Origin of the sequence: Nostoc sp. (assembly GCF_036917375.1) — a bacterium.
GTDB lineage: Bacteria > Cyanobacteriota > Cyanobacteriia > Cyanobacteriales > Nostocaceae > Nostoc.
Genome location: NZ_JBALDN010000048.1, coordinates 17,772 through 34,270 on the forward strand (window position 1 = coordinate 17,772; position 16,499 = coordinate 34,270).

The following is a 16,499-nucleotide window of genomic DNA, read 5'->3' on the forward strand; positions in this document are numbered from 1 at the left end:
AAGGGGATTTTTCAGTAAATCGTTATTTGTAAGTAAAATTTATGACCATCACAGAAGGCTCCCAGAAGCGATCAATTGGGCACAGGGCTAGCATAAATCATAAAATGACCAAAAGCTCTGTGCTTGACAAAAATGCCTGAATCGATTGAAGCGCCTGGATTACAAGCCCTGTAAGGCTTAATTAAATCTGGCGGTTAAAAATGAGCGAACGTACAGACAGCAAGCGTTTTCAGACCATCTTGCAGGTTTTTACACGTATCTCGGCTCAATGCCTACAAATCTAAAAGTGCATAAGTTAATTTTGCTTGCACTTAATTAAAGAAGGAAGGAAAGAAAATAAGTCTGATTCAGATAATCATATTTTCGTCAATGTATAAGTCCTAAATTAAACAAATGCTATACATTTTCGCTTTCATCTGAGACACTAATTGAAGCCAAAAATTATGCCAAAAATAATTTTAAGTAAGTTTTTTGATTACTTTGGTCGAATTCAAGAGCGGTTGCTCGTATATATGTTGCAGAACTTAGGTCAAAGAAGCCTGAAAAATTTGCAAAGAGACGCTATCAAAGCAGCCCAAGTGCAACAAAACGTTCTGATGGATATTTTGAAGCTTCAAAAGAACACTGAGTACGGGAGAAGGTTTAATTTTGCAGTTATTAAAACGGTTGCTAATTTCCAAAGTGTACACCCTCTCTCCACTTATGAAAATTACCGATATATCATCGATAATATTGCCAGTCAAGGAAACTTCGCGCAACTGGTATCAGAGCCAATCATGATATTTCAAGAAACATCAGGAACAAGTGGTAAATTCAAACTTATACCAACAACAAAACGTCTGTTTTCAAATTTTCAAAAAGCTTTTCAAATTACTAGAGCAATCGGGGAACCTTACTATCTTAATCAGAAGGCATATAAAACGGAATACCGTGGTCTTGCTCTGTTCAGTATACGTCCACTAAGCTTTACAGCCAGTGGCGTGCCCCAAGGATCTCTAACTGCTGGAGGTCTTACACAATCTAAGTTTATTGAAAACCTTATCCGTCTAAGGTATACCAGCCCTCCTTGCATATTCTTAATATCGAATTATAGGAGTGCTTGTTATTGCCATTTGCTGTTTGGCTTACTCCGATCAGATATTACATACATTACGGCAAACTTTGCCTTGAAAGTATTAGAAGCTATGCAAACATTGGAAAGATTGTGGCCGCGACTGGTGAACGATATCGAGTATGGTCGAATCGATGAAAGCCTAGAATTGGATACGTCCATTCGTGAGAAGTTGCAAAGTTTGCTTAAGCCAAATCCAGCACTTGCTAATGCACTGAGGACTGAATTTGAAAAAGGATTCAACGGAATTTTAACCAGGATATGGTCACAATTATCGTATATAGAATGCATAACAACAGGGTCTATGCATATATACAAGGAAAGTTTAAGATTTTACGCTGGTGACATTCCATTTTACTCTCCTGGCTATGGCGCTACTGAATCCTTCATTGGCGTTAATTTAGAGCCAGAAAGAGATCCTCCTAGTTACGTGATAACTCCTCGGGTAGCATTTTTTGAATTTATACCTGTTAGTGAAGTTGATAAGGATATGCCCAATACAATTAATTTAACCTCTCTCTCTATAGGTGAGAGTTATGAAATTGTAGTGACGACGGTAGCTGGATTATACAGATACAGATTGGGGGATGTTGTCAAGTGTGTTGGCTACTATCATAAAAGCCCTATTGTAGAGTTTCTGTATCGGCAGGGTTCTTTGCTCAGTCTCTACAGTGAAAGAGTTACTGAAAACACGATTTTTGTTGCACTTACTGAAGCCATAAAACTTCTTGGGAATGACTGCAAATTAGTAGATTACACTACCCGATTAGAAATTTCCTCTCGTCCGTGGAGGTATGTGATATATGCAGAAATTTCCAAAACATTTGAAGATCTACTGAACTTAAAACTTTGTCAGGACAAAATAGAACAGGTTATTTGTGATTTGAATGAGGCTTATATGGAGATTAGAAACGAGAATCGTATTGGTCCAATTGAAATAAAACTGGTTCAAAAAGACACTTTTGAAATGCTTAAAAACATAATAATTTTTAAAGGCACTTCTGATTCACAGTTCAAAATGTCGCGCTTGGTAAAAGACTCAAATCAAGTGGAGTTCCTTGAAACTAGAAGTTATGCGTTCACAAAGTAAACAAGATGTCAATTACTCCCGAACCGCTGTAAGATTACCAAAGCATTTTTCTCCCCTGCTCAAGAGCTTCCTAAACGGTAATCTTCGGGCGGAACAGGAGTAGCAGTAACAAAGGGAAAAAACGTTGAATAGGGTGAAATTATTTCCGAAGAGCTTCTCAAAAACGAAGATAGAAAATATTACATCATGTCATTGTGTGATAATGTATGAAAAATTATAGATTACTGCAAGCAGCCCGAGGTGAGGTACTAGACCGCCCTCCAGTATGGATGATGCGCCAAGCTGGTCGCTACATGAAAGTCTATCGAGATTTGCGCCAGAAATATCCCTCTTTTCGCGAGCGTTCCGAAAACCCTGACCTAGCTGTGGAAATTTCTTTGCAACCTTTTCACGCCTTCAAACCCGACGGTGTGATTATGTTCTCAGATATTCTCACACCGTTACCCGGTATAGGTATTACGTTTGATCTTATCGAAAGTAAGGGTCCAGTTTTTGAGCAGCCAATCCGAACCCAAGAGCAAATTGATGCTCTCACTCCCCTAGACCCGGAAGCTTCTCTATCATTTGTGCGTAAAATTCTGAAGACTCTCCGTCAAGAAGTTGATGGCGAAGCTACTGTTTTGGGTTTTGTTGGTGCGCCTTGGACACTAGCTGCCTATGCCATTGAAGGCAAAAGCTCGAAAGATTACGCCATCATCAAAGGCATGGCTTTCTCTGAGCCAACAATGTTACATCAATTTTTAGGGAAACTGGCAGATGCCATCGCCATCTATGTCCGCTACCAAATTGATTCCGGTGCAGAAGTTGTGCAATTATTTGACTCATGGGCAGGACATCTGAGTCCGGAAGATTTTAAAACCTTTGCTCTACCCTATCAGCAACGGGTTGTGGAACAGGTTAAGGCAACGCACCCAGATATACCCCTCATCCTTTACATCAACGGCAGTGCTGGGATACTAGAACTCATGGCGCACTCTGGGGTTGATATTGTTAGTGTGGACTGGACTGTTGATATGGCGGTGGCACGCCAGCGACTTGGTGCCAATATTGGAGTGCAAGGAAATTTAGATCCATGTGTGCTGTTTGGTTCTCAAGAGTTTATCCGCGATCGCATTCTCGATACTGTACGCAAAGCCGGAAACCAGAGGCATATTTTCAATCTTGGTCACGGGGTTTTGCAAAACACTCCAGAAGAAAATGTTGCTTTCTTTTTTGAGACTGTCAAACAGTCCAACTACTTGTTAAATAACTCTCACTAAAACTTATGACTCTATCTGACTCTGCTTCATCCACCATTTCTAGTCCTTCCCGCACCATTCGCATCGGTTCTCGAAAAAGTCAACTCGCTCTGATTCAAACTTACTGGGTACAAGAACCTGACTTTTCCCGTTAAGTTGTGAAACAACGAAATAGCATGGGTTTCAGACTACAGTTTATTCTCAATTACTTAAAATTAATGACAATGAATTACCAGAGAATAGGGCTTTGGGCTAGGGATATAGTACGCGATCGCTCAATCAAGAAGATAACGGGAAAAGTCAGGTACAAGAACAACTCCAGAAACACTTCCCTGATATCTCCTTTGAAGTCCACACCATGTCTACTCAGGGTGACAAAATCCTTGATGTTGCCTTAGCAAAGATTGGCGATAAAGGACTATTCACCAAAGAACTCGAAATGGGAATGCTCTGCCATGACATTGACTTTGCTGTTCACTCCCTACTCCCTGAAGGATTTGCCAACACGCTTACCAGAGGGGTTAGTGTTAGCAGCAGTGACAGAACGGGAAAACCCAGCAGATGCGCTGGTGGTGCACGATCAACACAAAGATAAGCAAATTGATACACTGCCCATTGGTACAGTCATCGGCACATCTTCCCTGCGGCGACTAGCCCAGTTGCGGCATTACTTTCCCCACTTCACATTTAAAGATGTGCGAGGGAACTTGAACACCCGCATGGCAAAGCTGGATGAAGGCGAATATGATGCCTTGATTTTGGCAGTGGCAGGGTTACAGCGCTTGGGGATGGGCGATCGCATTCATCAAGTTCTGCCAACTGAACTTTCCCTCTATGCTGTCGGACAAGGAGCTTTGGGTATCGAATGTCGTGCTGACGATCTCGAAGTACTCTCAATGCTCAAAGCAATTGAACATATACCAACCCGCGATCGCGTTCTCGCTGAACGTGCCTTCTTGCGGGAACTAGAAGGCGGTTGCCAAGTGCCAATTGGTGTGACTACTCAACTAGATGGAAACACGCTGACCTTAACGGGAATAGTCGCTAGTGTGGATGGTCAACAAGTAGTAAAAGATACCGTGACTGGTACTGCCCACGAAGCAGAACATCTGGGTATTCAACTGGCACAAATTTTGCGCCAACAGGGAGCGCAGGAAATTCTAGCTAACATTTTTCAGATAGTCAACCAACACTAATTTTCCCATTTAATGAACACCATGTTTCCCAATCACCGCCCTCGTCGCCTGAGAAGCCATCCCCAACTACGTCGGATGGTATGTGAGACTGTCTTGACAACCAGTAATTTAATCTACCCTCTGTTTGCCGTACCAGGTGAGGGAATTGCCAAAGAAGTGAAATCCAAGCCTGGAGTCTACCAGTTGTCGGTGGACAAAATTGTGGAAGAAGCTAAAGAAGTTTACGACCTTGGTATTCCCGGAATTATCCTGTTTGGCATTCCTGAAGATAAAGATCTAGAAGCTACAGGTGCATGGCACGACTGCGGCATTGTACAAAAAGCTGCCACTGCTGTGAAACAAGCAGTGCCAGAATTAATTGTTATTGCTGATACCTGTCTGTGTGAATATACTAGTCATGGACACTGCGGCTATTTAGAACTGGGTGACTTGACTGGGCGCGTCTTGAATGACCCGACATTGGAGTTGCTGAAGAGAACAGCGGTTTCTCAAGCCAAAGCTGGTGCCGATATCATCGCTCCTTCCGGAATGATGGACGGGTTTGTGCAGGCGATTCGCACTGGGTTGGATGAAGCTGGCTATCAAGATACACCAATTCTGTCCTATGCTGCTAAATATGCTTCGGGTTATTATGGCCCATTTAGGGATGCAGCAGACTCGACACCGCAATTTGGGGACAGAAGAACTTACCAAATGGACCCAGGTAACGCCCGCGAAGCCATTAAAGAGATTGAATTGGATATTGCTGAAGGGGCTGATATGCTCATGGTTAAGCCAGCCTTGGCATACATGGACATTATCTGGCGGGTGAAGGAAGCAAGTAATTTACCAGTTGCCGCTTACAATGTTTCTGGTGAGTATGCGATGGTGAAAGCTGCGGCTCTGAATGGTTGGATTGATGAGGAGCGTGTAGTTTTGGAAACTTTAACTGGGTTTAAACGGGCTGGGGCTGACTTAATTCTGACTTATCATGCCAAAAATGCTGCCCGTTGGCTAGCTTAAATTTTGTGAGCATGTCGGTTTTTAGGTAAATGCAGTATCTGTGTTGCTTTCACCTGTTAGGTGAAGCCATAGCTGTGCTTCAGGTTCCTCAGATCCCACATTCCGCACATATGATTCATATTATTGATAATTTTGCAAAATCCAAGCCAGATATTCACTTTTAGAAAAATTGAATTGAGATTATGACGATTTCTTCGACTCCCAAAACAACTCCATCCAAATCTCTCCCCCCATCTGATGCTAAAGCTAGAGTTAAGCAGTTCATGCGACAGTTGCAAGACGAAATCTGCCAGGTTTTGGAACATATCGATGGCATTGGTACATTTCAGGAAGATGCATGGGAACGCCCTGAAGGAGGTGGAGGTCGTTCACGTGTGATCCAAGATGGCGCTGTGTTTGAGCAAGGTGGAGTCAACTTCTCTGAAGTCTGGGGTTCTCATCTACCACCCTCAATTCTGGCGCAACGTCCAGAAGCTGAAGGACATGGGTTTTATGCCACAGGCACGTCAATGGTGTTACACCCTCGCAATCCTTACGTACCAACTGTTCACCTGAATTATCGCTACTTCGAGGCTGGACCAGTTTGGTGGTTTGGCGGTGGTTCGGACTTAACACCCTACTATGCCAATGCTGAGGACGCAGCCCACTTCCATGCTACACTTAAGCAAGGTTGTAATGCTCATCATCGAGAATATTACCAAGTGTTTAAGCACTGGTGTGATGAATATTTCTACCTAAAGCATCGCCAAGAAACCCGTGGCGTTGGTGGTCTTTTCTTTGACTATCAGGATGGTCAAGGTCAATTGTATCAGGGTCCCTACTCAGATACCCCATCTGCCATTTATAGTAACCAGATTGGCACACAAGCACCACGCACTTGGGAAGAAGTGTTTGCGTTTGTTTGTACCTGTGGAAAGACCTTTGAAAAAGCTTATGTGCCCATTGTAGAAAGGCGGCAGTCGATGGAATATGGCGATCCGCAACGTCAATTTCAACTTTACCGCAGAGGTCGATATGTAGAATTTAACCTAGTTTATGACCGTGGCACAATTTTCGGTCTTCAAACTAATGGACGTACCGAGTCAATTTTGATGTCTCTACCACCTCTAGTGCGTTGGGAATATGGCTATGAACCAGAACCTAACACACCAGAAGCTGAGTTGTATGAAACTTTCTTAAAGCCTCAAGATTGGGCAAGTTGGACGTCTCCTGTCACTTAGGAGATTCATAACTGAGTCCCAGTTTGCAGAAAAAACCTAATTAATCACACAGAAACAATCAACCATGCTTAAAGTCCAAAAAAAGTCAGTAATGCAACAACCAAAAGTGCGCGGGATTATAGATAAAGTTTTCAGACAGATGTTTGAGAACACTTGCCAGGTTCTTGAAGAGATAGATAGCAAGAAGTTTACCGAACAGACCTGGATACATGACAAAAACGGCATTTGGACGAGTGGCGAAAATAGTGAAGACACCATATATGTTGATCGGGCCTTGAGTAACGGCAACGTCTTTGAAAAGGTGGGAGTTAACTACGTAGCGATCAAAGGAAAACTACCTCCGGGAATGACCCTCCAGAAATCAGGTGCCCTCGCAACACTAGAAGCAGACCAGATAACTGGCGACAAAAGCATCTCCTACTTCGCCACAGGTAGTAGCTTTGTTATCCATCCCTATAACCCGATGATACCTACCGCACATGTTAACTACCGCTATTTCCAGATTGGTGATGACTCCCAGCCAAGTTATTGGTGGTTTGGCGGCGGTGCGGATCTTACGCCAGCTTATCTCTTTGAGGAAGATGCAGTTCATTTTCATCAGGTGCATAAAGGAGTTTGCGATCAGTACGACCCATCTTATTACCCGCGCTTTAAAAAGTGCTGTGATGAGTATTTCTACATACCACATCGTCATGAAAGCCGAGGCATAGGTGGAATTTTCTTCGATGATCTCAATGACGGCAATACGCAAGAACTTCTTTCTTTTGTCACAGATTGTACTAAGGCATTTGTCCCTGCTTACATACCGATTGTGGAAAGACGTAAGGACATGACCTTTACGAAGGAGAACAAGTACTGGCAGCGTCTTGTTCATGGACGCTACGTGGAGTTCATTTTGAGCAGTGACCGTGGTCTCCGCTTTGGTCTGGCAAGCGGCATGGTTAATCCGCAGAGTGTTTTCAACTGCATGCCTTCTACAGCTAACTGGGAATATGACGACCAACCAGCTCCAGGTAGTCAGGAGGCAATGCTTAGAGAAGTGCTGAAAAATCCTCGAGAGTGGCTGTAGGTTTTCGGATGATTATAGTTTTGTTCTGTGAAATTAATAGTAGCAGGAATAGTGACAACCGAACACAGAAATTGAAATAGGTATTGGTGACATAAAGAAAACACAAATGTTGAAAATGAAACTATCTTCAACAAAAAATATGTTCAAGCATCGAGTCAAAAGCTCTAATAACACGTTGCAAGAAATGAGGAAAAGAACCATGTATGCAAGAATAAAAAATCTCAGTAACCTGATGAGGTCCGTACTAGAATTCAACAACATTATATTTGTTTTACGTGATGCTCTCAGATACCTTCTTGTTTGTGTCATTTTACTTTGCTTGTTTGCAAGCTGGTGACATTTACCTGCAATGCTAGTTGCTACTTATGATAACTGTAGGAAAATAAAGGACTGAAAATGGAAAATAAAATGGGAATTGGCGACCTACGCATGGAAGATATCTTGAATTTGGATGAATCGAAAGCCATAAATATGTTCAGGACTAGATTTAAAAGATACAGAAAGCTAACTGAAGAAATCGGAGACAAAGCCGCTTTTGAAAAGATGATGGAAAAATATCCTGAACAACAGAAGGTGCTCATGGGTGCTCTCATTGATGATGACACGTTAGCTAAAGGCTTCAAGAAATCTATCCCCCTGCTGGGATTAATGGGCTTCATCACGGAAATAATAGATATTTCCCAGAATGGAACAGATGCCGCATTGGAAATTCAAAGGGTTTGTCCAGCTTTGTCTCTTGCTCAAGAGTATGGTTTTGATACCCCATGTGGTGTTCTCTGCGAGATGGAACAAGAAGCAGCCAGAAGAGCTTTTCCAGGCATGAAGGCTTCGATTCTCAGCAAACAAGCCGAAGGTCACTGTGTTTGTGTATTTAAATATGAAAGACCCGCAAAGACGGTAACAAAATTAAAAAACAAACAACAATTTTTGTTTTCAAAAGTAATAGATATAGTCGGATTAATTCCGATTTTTTGGAAAATTTTAATCAACATGCTCAAGATGCAGTCATTGAGTCGGTGAACGATCATCTCAAAAATATATGTCAAATAGAACACTCACGACATCGCAGTGCATTTAACTTTTTGGTTAATTTGATAGCAGGTTTGACAGCTTATACCTATTTGCCGAAAAAACCATCTATTGACATTTACCCAACAGATTTACCTGCATTACCTCCTGCCATTTTTTAGTTCCGTCGAACTCACGTCAAATTAGTTGGATGTAAACCTCGCTTCTGCGAATGTTGATTCTCAGCTTTTTTACTCATGTTTTTGAAATGATTGGTTTTTCAGGACATGCTGTGCCAAATATTAGTTTTTTAACAGGAAGGGCAGTAGCTCCTATAAATGAGGCATCTGAATCCCCGAGTGTACGGAACGGAACCTTTAGCATAGCTGCCCTCTGTCTGCCTTTCTTCGGTAACATAGTATGTACTGAAAACCTAAATTAAATTATTGAACTCAGGTAAACTCTAAATAATTAAAAGGAGATCATCGTGGATATTGCAGTTGTAGGTCTTAGTCATAAGACTGCATCGGTAGAAATTCGAGAAAAGCTGAGCATTCCAGAAGCAAAGATGGAAAGTGCGATCGCCCAGTTACTCAAACTACCTAATATTAAAGAAGTTGCTATTCTCAGTACTTGTAACCGACTAGAAATTTATGCAGTTGTCAAAGAATCTCAACAGGGAGTAGAAGAAATTACCTATTTTCTTTCAGAAATTAGTCAAATTTCGCTTCATCAACTGCAACAATATTTGTTCATATTGCTTAACCAAGAAACTGTGAGGCATCTGATGCGGGTTGCGGCTGGTTTAGAAAGTTTAGTACTGGGAGAAGGGCAAATATTTTACCAAGTTAAAAAAGCCTACAAGTTGACACAAACATATAAAGGTCTGGGAAAGCTACTCGACCGTTTATTTAAACAGGCAATTACAGCGGGTAAGCGAGTCTATAACGAAATCAACATCGGCACTGGTGCTGTCTCAATCAGTTCAGCGGCGGTGGAATTAGCTCAGACGAAAGTGCCGGACTTGGCAGCTTGCCGCATAACCATTATTGGTGCTGGTGAAATGTCGCGTTTGTTGCTACAGCACCTTTTGTCTAAAGGTGTTGCTAGAATCTCAATTGTGAATCGCTCCCAAGCAGGCGCTCTTGAATTAGCTAGTAAATTCCCTGACAGTCAACTGCAACTGTATTCTCTGTCAGGTATGATGAGTGCGATCGCCAATTCTGACATGGTTTTTACTTGCACTACTGCCTCCGAACCCATCTTGGACCGGGCGAAACTAAAAACGATACTGCCAAGAAATCTGTCCTTAATACTGTTCGATATTTCTGTGCCTCGCAACATCAATACCGATGTCAATCAACTGGAAAACTTTGAGGTTTACAATATAGACGATTTGAAAGCATTAGTGGCGCGGAATCAAGAAACCCGCCGCCAGATGGTGCAGAAAGCAGAAGCCTTGATAGAAGAAGAAGTAGAAGTCTTTGTGCTGTGGTTGCAATCACTCGAAAGCGTACCCACAATCACCTCTCTACGAAACAAAGTAGAAAGTATCCGTGAGCAAGAGCTAGAAAAAGCTTTATCGCGCTTAGGCACTGAATTTGCTCAAAAGCACCAAGTAGTGCTAGAAGCCTTAACTAAGGGTATTATCAACAAAATTCTCCACGAACCGTTGGTACAACTACAGACGCATCAGGATCTAGAAGCCCGACGCCTTGCTCTCCAAGTTCTAAAAATGTTGTTTAACCTAGATACTTGTTGCGAACTGCAAACAACAAGGTTCTTGTCCAATTTTGGTGATCAACACAGAAAAGGGTTTTAAGGCAGAAGGCAGTCCCAATGAAAAAATTTTCACCGCCAAGCATGAAAATGTGGTAGCTTCCACTTAAGGGATACCGTTGGCGAATTCTCCAAACAGCTAAACTGAACCGATTAGTTCAGTAATGAACTGATTGAGAACCTTCTGAGCAGTTTTATACCCAGTAGCTTGCTTACCTAACTTCAGTTGGGACAAAATACGGTCACGTAAAATTTCAAGTTCTGTTATCGTTGGCAACGCAACAGACTAGACTTCTTGCAAAAGTCGCCAGTGATGTGAGATAAGTAGGTGAGAGTGGGGTAATATATATGACCTATGAACAGGTTAAAAGCCTGAAGTCATAAGACTTCAAACGCCTGTGTGGCGTGCGTCCAGAAACTTTTAGGCAGATGATTGAGGTCGTGCGATCGCAAAGCACTCCAAAACGCAAAACTGGACGACCAGGTAAATTGAGTTTAGAAGACCAATTATTAATGACCTTAGAATATTGGAGCGGAGCCGGAGACACTCCGCCTCCGGAGAGTACCGAACTTACTTCCATATAGGACAATCTTGGGGAGTAAATGAGTCAACAGCATATCGAATTATTCGCAAAGTCGAAGATATTCTCAGTAATTCTAGAACTTTCGCACTTCCGGGAAAAAAGAAATTGCAAACATCTGATTCTCAAATTAAGGTAGTGGTAGTTGACGTGACAGAAAGCCCAATAGAGCGTCCCAAAAAAAACAAAAGCATTTCTACAGTGGAAAAAAGAAACGACATACATTGAAGTCACAGATAGTGGTAAACCAAGAGAGTGGTGAAATTGTATGTACGGCTCAGTTTCATCTACATGGATGTTAGGTTGGGTTTGTTTTACCCAATTACTTAATTCAATAATGCTTGGTTCAATCGCTTGAGTTATTCGTTCATTTGTTGCTACTAAAGTGCCTAGCCCAATTTCAATCTCTCCCAATTCCCAAAGCAAAACTTGGCTGTTTTTCGTAGGGCATGTGTGCATAATTGTTTACCCATCCTAAGAACGCCTGTAATCTAACTCCTAAATCTTGTCCTGGAACGATATCTGGCGACCATGAGGCTGTTTGTATATTTCCACAACACTCACACATGCAGGTATAGCGTTGATATTCCACTATTTCAATTGGACGTTCTACTAATTGCGCTACAGACTGTTTCTCTATTTTTACTGCCACGGTCGCAAATGCTTTTTGACCACAACAGGCACAATCACGCTTGTCGTAGAATTTCACAACGATCTACTCGACCAAAACCCTTACGGGTTTTTCCAGTATGTCCTGGTTGCCCACCTGGTTTTCTTTTGGGGTGGTTCGGTTCTTCTTCCAAGGGTGCTTTTTTGTTTTCACTCTTTTTCAGAATGTCCCCAGATAGTGGTTTCGATGAAGTCTTGCTGTCCAAATCTCTGCTGACTTTTAACCGTTCTACTTCAAGGTGTAGTTCGTAGATTATTTTATGTAACTCACCTATTGCCTTTCTCTGCTTAATGATGATATCTACCAGTTCGTCTTTCGATAACTGATTTAAGCTTTCTCGGTCTAATTCTTGAGGCAGGCTTTGGTTCATATTTGTGATACTCACCCTCAAGTGTCCCCCTTGTCAATACTCTGCCACCTGAATCCTTACGCTTAGAAGTAATCACAGCCTAAAAATGTAAAACATAAACAACTTGCTAAAGACGTTGTATGGTATTTACGATTTGCGCGGATTTTCTAAGGATGAGGTTTTTCTATAATTTTAATCGCAATATTGACAAAATCTCTTTGACTGGCGCTTTATCTGCTTCTAGCTTCTCTATTCTCCCTAATAATTGTTTTGGAATATACTTGCACTTTTTAACAAGGCGATCGCCATCTTTCCAAAACTCATAGTGATACCAAGCTTGGGGATAATCTTTGCCGTGAAGGGTAATGGTTTTCCACTGAATGGAGCCACTACCTAATCCTTTGTGTCGTCTAGTTTTACTAGGGCTATCTTTACTGGGGGATATCTTTGACTGTTCGACATTGTTACTAGGGTTATTTTTACTGGGGGATATCTTTGACTGCTCGACATCGTTACTAGGGCTGTTTTTACTGAGGGGTATCTCTGACTGTTCAACATCGTTACTAGGGCTATTTTCGATATCCCCCAGTAATGTGTTTTTACTAGGGCTAGGCACAACACCCAGTAATGTCAAAATTTCTCTAATTGGGCGCTTCTTGAACTCTGCTTCTTGAATATCCCCAAGTAAATGCTTGGGAATGTACTTGGTCTTCTTTTTCCCTTTTTCCTGCCAATGATAATAAGCCTGGGGATAGTCCTTTCCACCCCTAGTAATGGTGCGCCAATGAATAGTGCCGTTACCCTCACCCCAATTTCTGCGCTTTTTACTAGGGTTATATTTACTGGGGGGTATGTCTATTTGTTCAGAGTTTTTACTAGGGCTATTATCAATACCCCCCAGTAAAAGTTCCGGTACAGGAGGCGGATGGTTTTGACAGCAGTTTGAGGACTCAGATATTTCCGGAGCGCAAATTCTGGATAATTCCATAGGACTTGTCAAAAAATACCGTTGCTGTGCCTGTTTCACCGTGCCGTGCTTTAGCCATGATGAATTCTAATATTCCTTGATCTGTAGTGTCTGGGTTGTAGTACTCATCGCGGTAAGCGAGAATAATATTGTCTGCCACCATTTCTAAAATTCCTGACTGGCTAAGGTCGCTCATCATTGGGCGCTTATTCTGTCTGCCCTCAACTCCCCTAGAGATTTGCGACAGTGCTAGCACAGGTACATCTAGTTCCCCTGCCATTTTGTAAAGTCCCCTGGCTACATCTCCTAGTTCATAGCTGCGGTTGCCTCCAGAGTCCTCTGCCATCATTTGCAGGTAATCAACTACAACTAGCCCCAGTTTTCCCTCTTTAGCCTTAATTTGGCGGCATTCTGAGGCAATTTGTGAAACGGTGATGCCCCTTGAGTCATTCATGTACAGCGGTAATTCTGAAGCAACACCGACGATTTTGGCAATGCTTGTAAATTCCCAGTCTGCTAGGGGTTTATTACCTGAGCGATGTCTGCGGATGCGATCGCTTTTTAGTGGCGTTAACTCTAAATGCTTGTAAGCGTTGCTAACACTAATTAAACTCCACAGCCTGTACTCCAATTGTTTCTTTGTCATCTCCAAGGAAAAGATGACCACAGGTAGATTGTGGAGTAGTATCATTTGGAGAGCCAAAAACAAAGCGATTTGGGACTTCCCCATTGATGGCCTACCCGCAACTATGGTGAGTGTGCCGCTTTCAAATCCCACCATCAAATTATCGAGTTCATGAAGTCCTGTATGGTAAATGGGGTTTCCTGAATTTAAATCCTCGTAAGCAGCAACGTTAATCGTGCTGTTATGTTCAGTGTTTGAAGATAGGGTTTGATTAGATAGTTGGAAAATTTTCTGTTCTGATTGGTCAAGGATTTGTGGTAACTCAGTTTCTGTCTCGTAACCGAGATGTACAATTTCATTTCCAGCCTTGATTAACTGTCTACGCGCGAATTTGTCCATCACCAACTCGGCTAAAGTGTCAATGTTGACAGCTGACACTGTGCGGTCTATCAGAGTTGCTAATTTATTTCTCCCACCGATACGGACTAGTAAATCGTGGTCAGTAAGCCAAGCTGTAACTGTGAGTAAATCAGTGGGTTTACCAGAGCAATAAAGGCGCTGCACGGCTTGATAGATATCTTTATGGGCGCTAATGTAAAAGGCTTCGGGAATTAAGCGATCGCTGACTCTACCAATTGCTTCTGGGTCAAGCATGATACCGCCTAAAATCGCCTCTTCCGCTTCGATGTTTTGGGGTGGTAGTTTATCAATCACGTCGCACCGCCAGTATTGCCAGTCAGATTTTGGTTTTGCGACTCTTCCCAAGCTCTTTGAGCCTGTCGCTGCCGTTCTTCAAGTTCTCGACGGAATTCGTCTCGAGCATTTTTTGTTTCAGTTTTTTTGGCTTGTACCTGTTTTGAAGCCAGATATTTTTCGTAATAAACTTCCCAGCGATTCCTTCCGGCTTTGTTCTTGTGAGCTAACCAAGCCTCAATGTCATTTACTGGCTGGCTAAGATTTTTGGTTTTTTCCTCACAAAATTCTAGAAAATTCGCTCGCTCGTCTTCTGAGAGAGTCTTTATAAGGTCTAAATAATTCTTATTGATCTTAGGGTTTTGAAATTCTCTCTCCACAAGACTTTCAGCCTCTGCGTGGTGCGTGGCGATCGCGCATGGTGCGTCATGATCCATCGTGGTGCGTGGTGATCCACTGTGGTGTGTGGCGATCGCGCTCGGTGCGTCATCACACCTTAGGTGCGTCATCACACCATCGGTGTCTTCACACACCTTGGGTGCGTCATCACACCTTGGGTGCGTCATTACACCATCGGTGTCTTCAAGAAATTCGGGTGTGTCATTGCACCATAATCCCTTTGGCTTCACCTTGGTTCTGACTTGCAATAGCTCTAGATCAATGAATCCCTTTGCGTCTAATTCCTTAAGAGCGCGGCTTACAGTTTGCCTGTGGACTATCCGCTCTGGTGCTGACAGCTGACGAGCTACCTCAGCGGCATTGATGTCAATCCCTTGGTTATAAGGGTCAATGGTTCGGATGTAGTAGAGGACATCCCTTTGTGCTGGTGTGAGTTCACGGCAGGCTTTCAGCCATTCTTCATGCTTAAGTGGATAGAAACGTCCCTGAATTTTTGAATTTGGTTGTGTCACAATTTTGCTAATACAAATGAAAAGATAAAATTTCACCTCGATCCGTTGGGATAGAGACTAATTTTTTAGGTGTCCATCATTAACACTTAGTCAACGAATTTTTATATTCAATCGCGACAAGGTATTTATTTGATGGCTATGCTAGTAATGTGAAGATTAAAGATATGTCTGGGAAAAAGCACTCCTAGCAAGAGTTTGGTAAGATTAGGGTATACATCATCGTTGTCGTTTAATCAAACATCAAATAGTATAACCGTTAAACTTAAGTATAATTAGCAAAGCAATGCAAAGTTTTGTATCAGAAAAAACACAAAGTTATCAGCAGTTATTCGATGAGATGATGAATCGCTTCAATTTGGAAGCGAAGAAAACTGCTGAACAGGCTAAAGTGTCAGAAGTAATGTTATCCCGCTTTCGTCGCGGGAAGGCGGATCTAGGAGCATCAAAACTAATAGCGCTACTTTTGGCTATTCCGGTAGAAGCTAGGGTGTGGTATTTATCTGAGTTATTTGGTCAGAGGCCAGGAATTAGCCTGCGATCGCTGATTGCTGAAGCACCTCCAGAAGAACAAGCTGAAGTTTTACGACTAATTGCTGATATTTTTGTGAATAACAGCCGTGAGGCTACAGAATCAGTGCAGTTCCTTAAAACTTTATAACTCACCGTTCGCAATAGAATTTAACTAAGAGTAATTATCCACCAAGTTGCAAATATCCAGCAATTCTCATTATGAGAATTACTGCGTTTTCCTACAACATCCCAGATATTGGGGAAGAGCTGGCGAAGCTGTCACCAAGTGCAAACTAAACAGTTTAGTTCAAGAAGGCGATAAAACTTGATTTAAGTAATTTTAGTTAAAAGTAATAAATAATACTAAAATTAACAGGAATGGGTTTGAGATTCAGAATCGAATGGCACTAAGAAAAGCCGAAATGCTTGTGGGTTAAGCAGTTTGCAACTGCTTTCGTAATTCGTGCCGGGGTTTGGTCA

Annotated in this window: 14 protein-coding genes and 3 pseudogenes; 13 read left to right on the top strand and 4 right to left on the bottom strand. The window is 42.2% G+C overall.

The window, feature by feature from the left end; all coding sequences use genetic code 11:
- Positions 1–443: 443 nt before the first annotated feature.
- The 12 genes and pseudogenes from V7K45_RS12505 (at position 444) to V7K45_RS32990 (ending at position 11,522) form a co-directional block, all read left to right on the top strand.
- Positions 444–2,201, top strand: coding sequence for a GH3 auxin-responsive promoter family protein (locus V7K45_RS12505; RefSeq protein ID WP_335003794.1), 1,758 nt, complete (start codon positions 444–446; stop codon positions 2,199–2,201).
- Between the two features lie 206 nt (positions 2,202–2,407).
- The gene (gene hemE, locus V7K45_RS12510) at positions 2,408–3,460 is read left to right on the top strand and encodes a uroporphyrinogen decarboxylase (RefSeq protein WP_335003796.1); all 1,053 of its coding nucleotides are present in this window, start codon (positions 2,408–2,410) and stop codon (positions 3,458–3,460) included.
- A gap of 5 nt (positions 3,461–3,465) precedes the next feature.
- Positions 3,466–3,594 carry a hypothetical protein gene (locus V7K45_RS12515; protein WP_335003798.1) on the top strand — a complete coding sequence of 43 codons (129 nt, stop codon included), beginning with the start codon at positions 3,466–3,468 and terminating at the stop codon, positions 3,592–3,594.
- Between the two features lie 149 nt (positions 3,595–3,743).
- Positions 3,744–4,635 (top strand): annotated as a pseudogene (hemC, locus tag V7K45_RS12520) (hydroxymethylbilane synthase); the annotation flags it as partial.
- Between the two features lie 21 nt (positions 4,636–4,656).
- Complete coding sequence (hemB, locus tag V7K45_RS12525; RefSeq protein ID WP_335003819.1) at positions 4,657–5,637, top strand: porphobilinogen synthase; 981 nt, start codon at positions 4,657–4,659, stop codon at positions 5,635–5,637.
- Positions 5,638–5,819: 182 nt separating this feature from the next.
- Positions 5,820–6,857, top strand: a complete 1,038-nt coding sequence (gene hemF, locus V7K45_RS12530) for an oxygen-dependent coproporphyrinogen oxidase (protein WP_335003800.1) — start codon at positions 5,820–5,822, stop codon at positions 6,855–6,857.
- 91 nt (positions 6,858–6,948) lie between these two features.
- Positions 6,949–7,926 (top strand): oxygen-dependent coproporphyrinogen oxidase, encoded by a 978-nt coding sequence (gene hemF / locus V7K45_RS12535; RefSeq protein ID WP_335003802.1) that lies wholly within the window; start codon positions 6,949–6,951, stop codon positions 7,924–7,926.
- Between the two features lie 396 nt (positions 7,927–8,322).
- Complete coding sequence (locus V7K45_RS12540; RefSeq protein WP_335003804.1) at positions 8,323–8,946, top strand: hypothetical protein; 624 nt, start codon at positions 8,323–8,325, stop codon at positions 8,944–8,946.
- A pseudogene (locus V7K45_RS12545) lies at positions 8,931–9,116 on the top strand (transposase); the annotation flags it as partial. The gene V7K45_RS12540 and the pseudogene V7K45_RS12545, both read left to right, overlap by 16 nt.
- Positions 9,117–9,421: 305 nt before the next feature.
- Positions 9,422–10,756: a glutamyl-tRNA reductase gene (locus V7K45_RS12550; RefSeq protein WP_335003806.1), complete on the top strand. Its 1,335-nt coding sequence runs from the start codon at positions 9,422–9,424 to the stop codon at positions 10,754–10,756.
- 362 nt (positions 10,757–11,118) lie between these two features.
- A complete protein-coding gene (locus tag V7K45_RS12555; RefSeq protein ID WP_335003808.1) occupies positions 11,119–11,298 on the top strand; it encodes a hypothetical protein in 180 nt (59 codons plus the stop codon).
- Positions 11,241–11,522, top strand: coding sequence for a helix-turn-helix domain-containing protein (locus V7K45_RS32990; RefSeq protein WP_442941989.1), 282 nt, complete (start codon positions 11,241–11,243; stop codon positions 11,520–11,522). Before V7K45_RS12555 ends, V7K45_RS32990 begins: the two co-directional genes overlap by 58 nt.
- Positions 11,523–11,573: 51 nt before the next feature.
- Here V7K45_RS32990 and V7K45_RS12560 read toward each other — a convergent pair.
- The 4 genes and pseudogenes from V7K45_RS12560 to V7K45_RS12575 form a co-directional block, all read right to left on the bottom strand.
- Positions 11,574–12,334 (bottom strand): annotated as a pseudogene (locus V7K45_RS12560) (IS66 family transposase); the annotation flags it as partial.
- Between the two features lie 163 nt (positions 12,335–12,497).
- Complete coding sequence (locus V7K45_RS12565; protein WP_335003810.1) at positions 12,498–13,301, bottom strand: hypothetical protein; 804 nt, start codon at positions 13,299–13,301, stop codon at positions 12,498–12,500.
- Entirely contained in the window at positions 13,264–14,619 is a 1,356-nt protein-coding gene (gene dnaB / locus V7K45_RS12570) for a replicative DNA helicase (RefSeq protein ID WP_335003812.1), read from the bottom strand. The genes V7K45_RS12565 and dnaB overlap by 38 nt, the downstream gene beginning before the upstream one ends.
- On the bottom strand, positions 14,616–15,509 hold the full coding sequence (locus V7K45_RS12575; RefSeq protein WP_335003814.1) for a MarR family transcriptional regulator: 894 nt from the start codon (positions 15,507–15,509) through the stop codon (positions 14,616–14,618). Before V7K45_RS12575 ends, dnaB begins: the two co-directional genes overlap by 4 nt.
- Positions 15,510–15,792: 283 nt before the next feature.
- Between V7K45_RS12575 and V7K45_RS12580 the strand changes: the two genes are divergently transcribed.
- Complete coding sequence (locus V7K45_RS12580) at positions 15,793–16,167, top strand: XRE family transcriptional regulator (protein WP_322670615.1); 375 nt, start codon at positions 15,793–15,795, stop codon at positions 16,165–16,167.
- Positions 16,168–16,499: the final 332 nt, after the last annotated feature.

Coding starts and splice junctions, on each gene's coding strand:
- hemF (WP_335003802.1), top strand. CDS start 6,949: ATGCAACAACCAAAAGTGCGCGGGATTATAGATAAAGTTTTCAGACAG.
- V7K45_RS12580 (WP_322670615.1), top strand. CDS start 15,793: ATGCAAAGTTTTGTATCAGAAAAAACACAAAGTTATCAGCAGTTATTC.
- hemE (WP_335003796.1), top strand. CDS start 2,408: ATGAAAAATTATAGATTACTGCAAGCAGCCCGAGGTGAGGTACTAGAC.
- V7K45_RS12515 (WP_335003798.1), top strand. CDS start 3,466: ATGACTCTATCTGACTCTGCTTCATCCACCATTTCTAGTCCTTCCCGC.
- V7K45_RS12540 (WP_335003804.1), top strand. CDS start 8,323: ATGGAAAATAAAATGGGAATTGGCGACCTACGCATGGAAGATATCTTG.
- V7K45_RS12505 (WP_335003794.1), top strand. CDS start 444: ATGCCAAAAATAATTTTAAGTAAGTTTTTTGATTACTTTGGTCGAATT.
- hemB (WP_335003819.1), top strand. CDS start 4,657: ATGTTTCCCAATCACCGCCCTCGTCGCCTGAGAAGCCATCCCCAACTA.
- V7K45_RS12565 (WP_335003810.1), bottom strand. CDS start 13,301: ATGGAATTATCCAGAATTTGCGCTCCGGAAATATCTGAGTCCTCAAAC.
- hemF (WP_335003800.1), top strand. CDS start 5,820: ATGACGATTTCTTCGACTCCCAAAACAACTCCATCCAAATCTCTCCCC.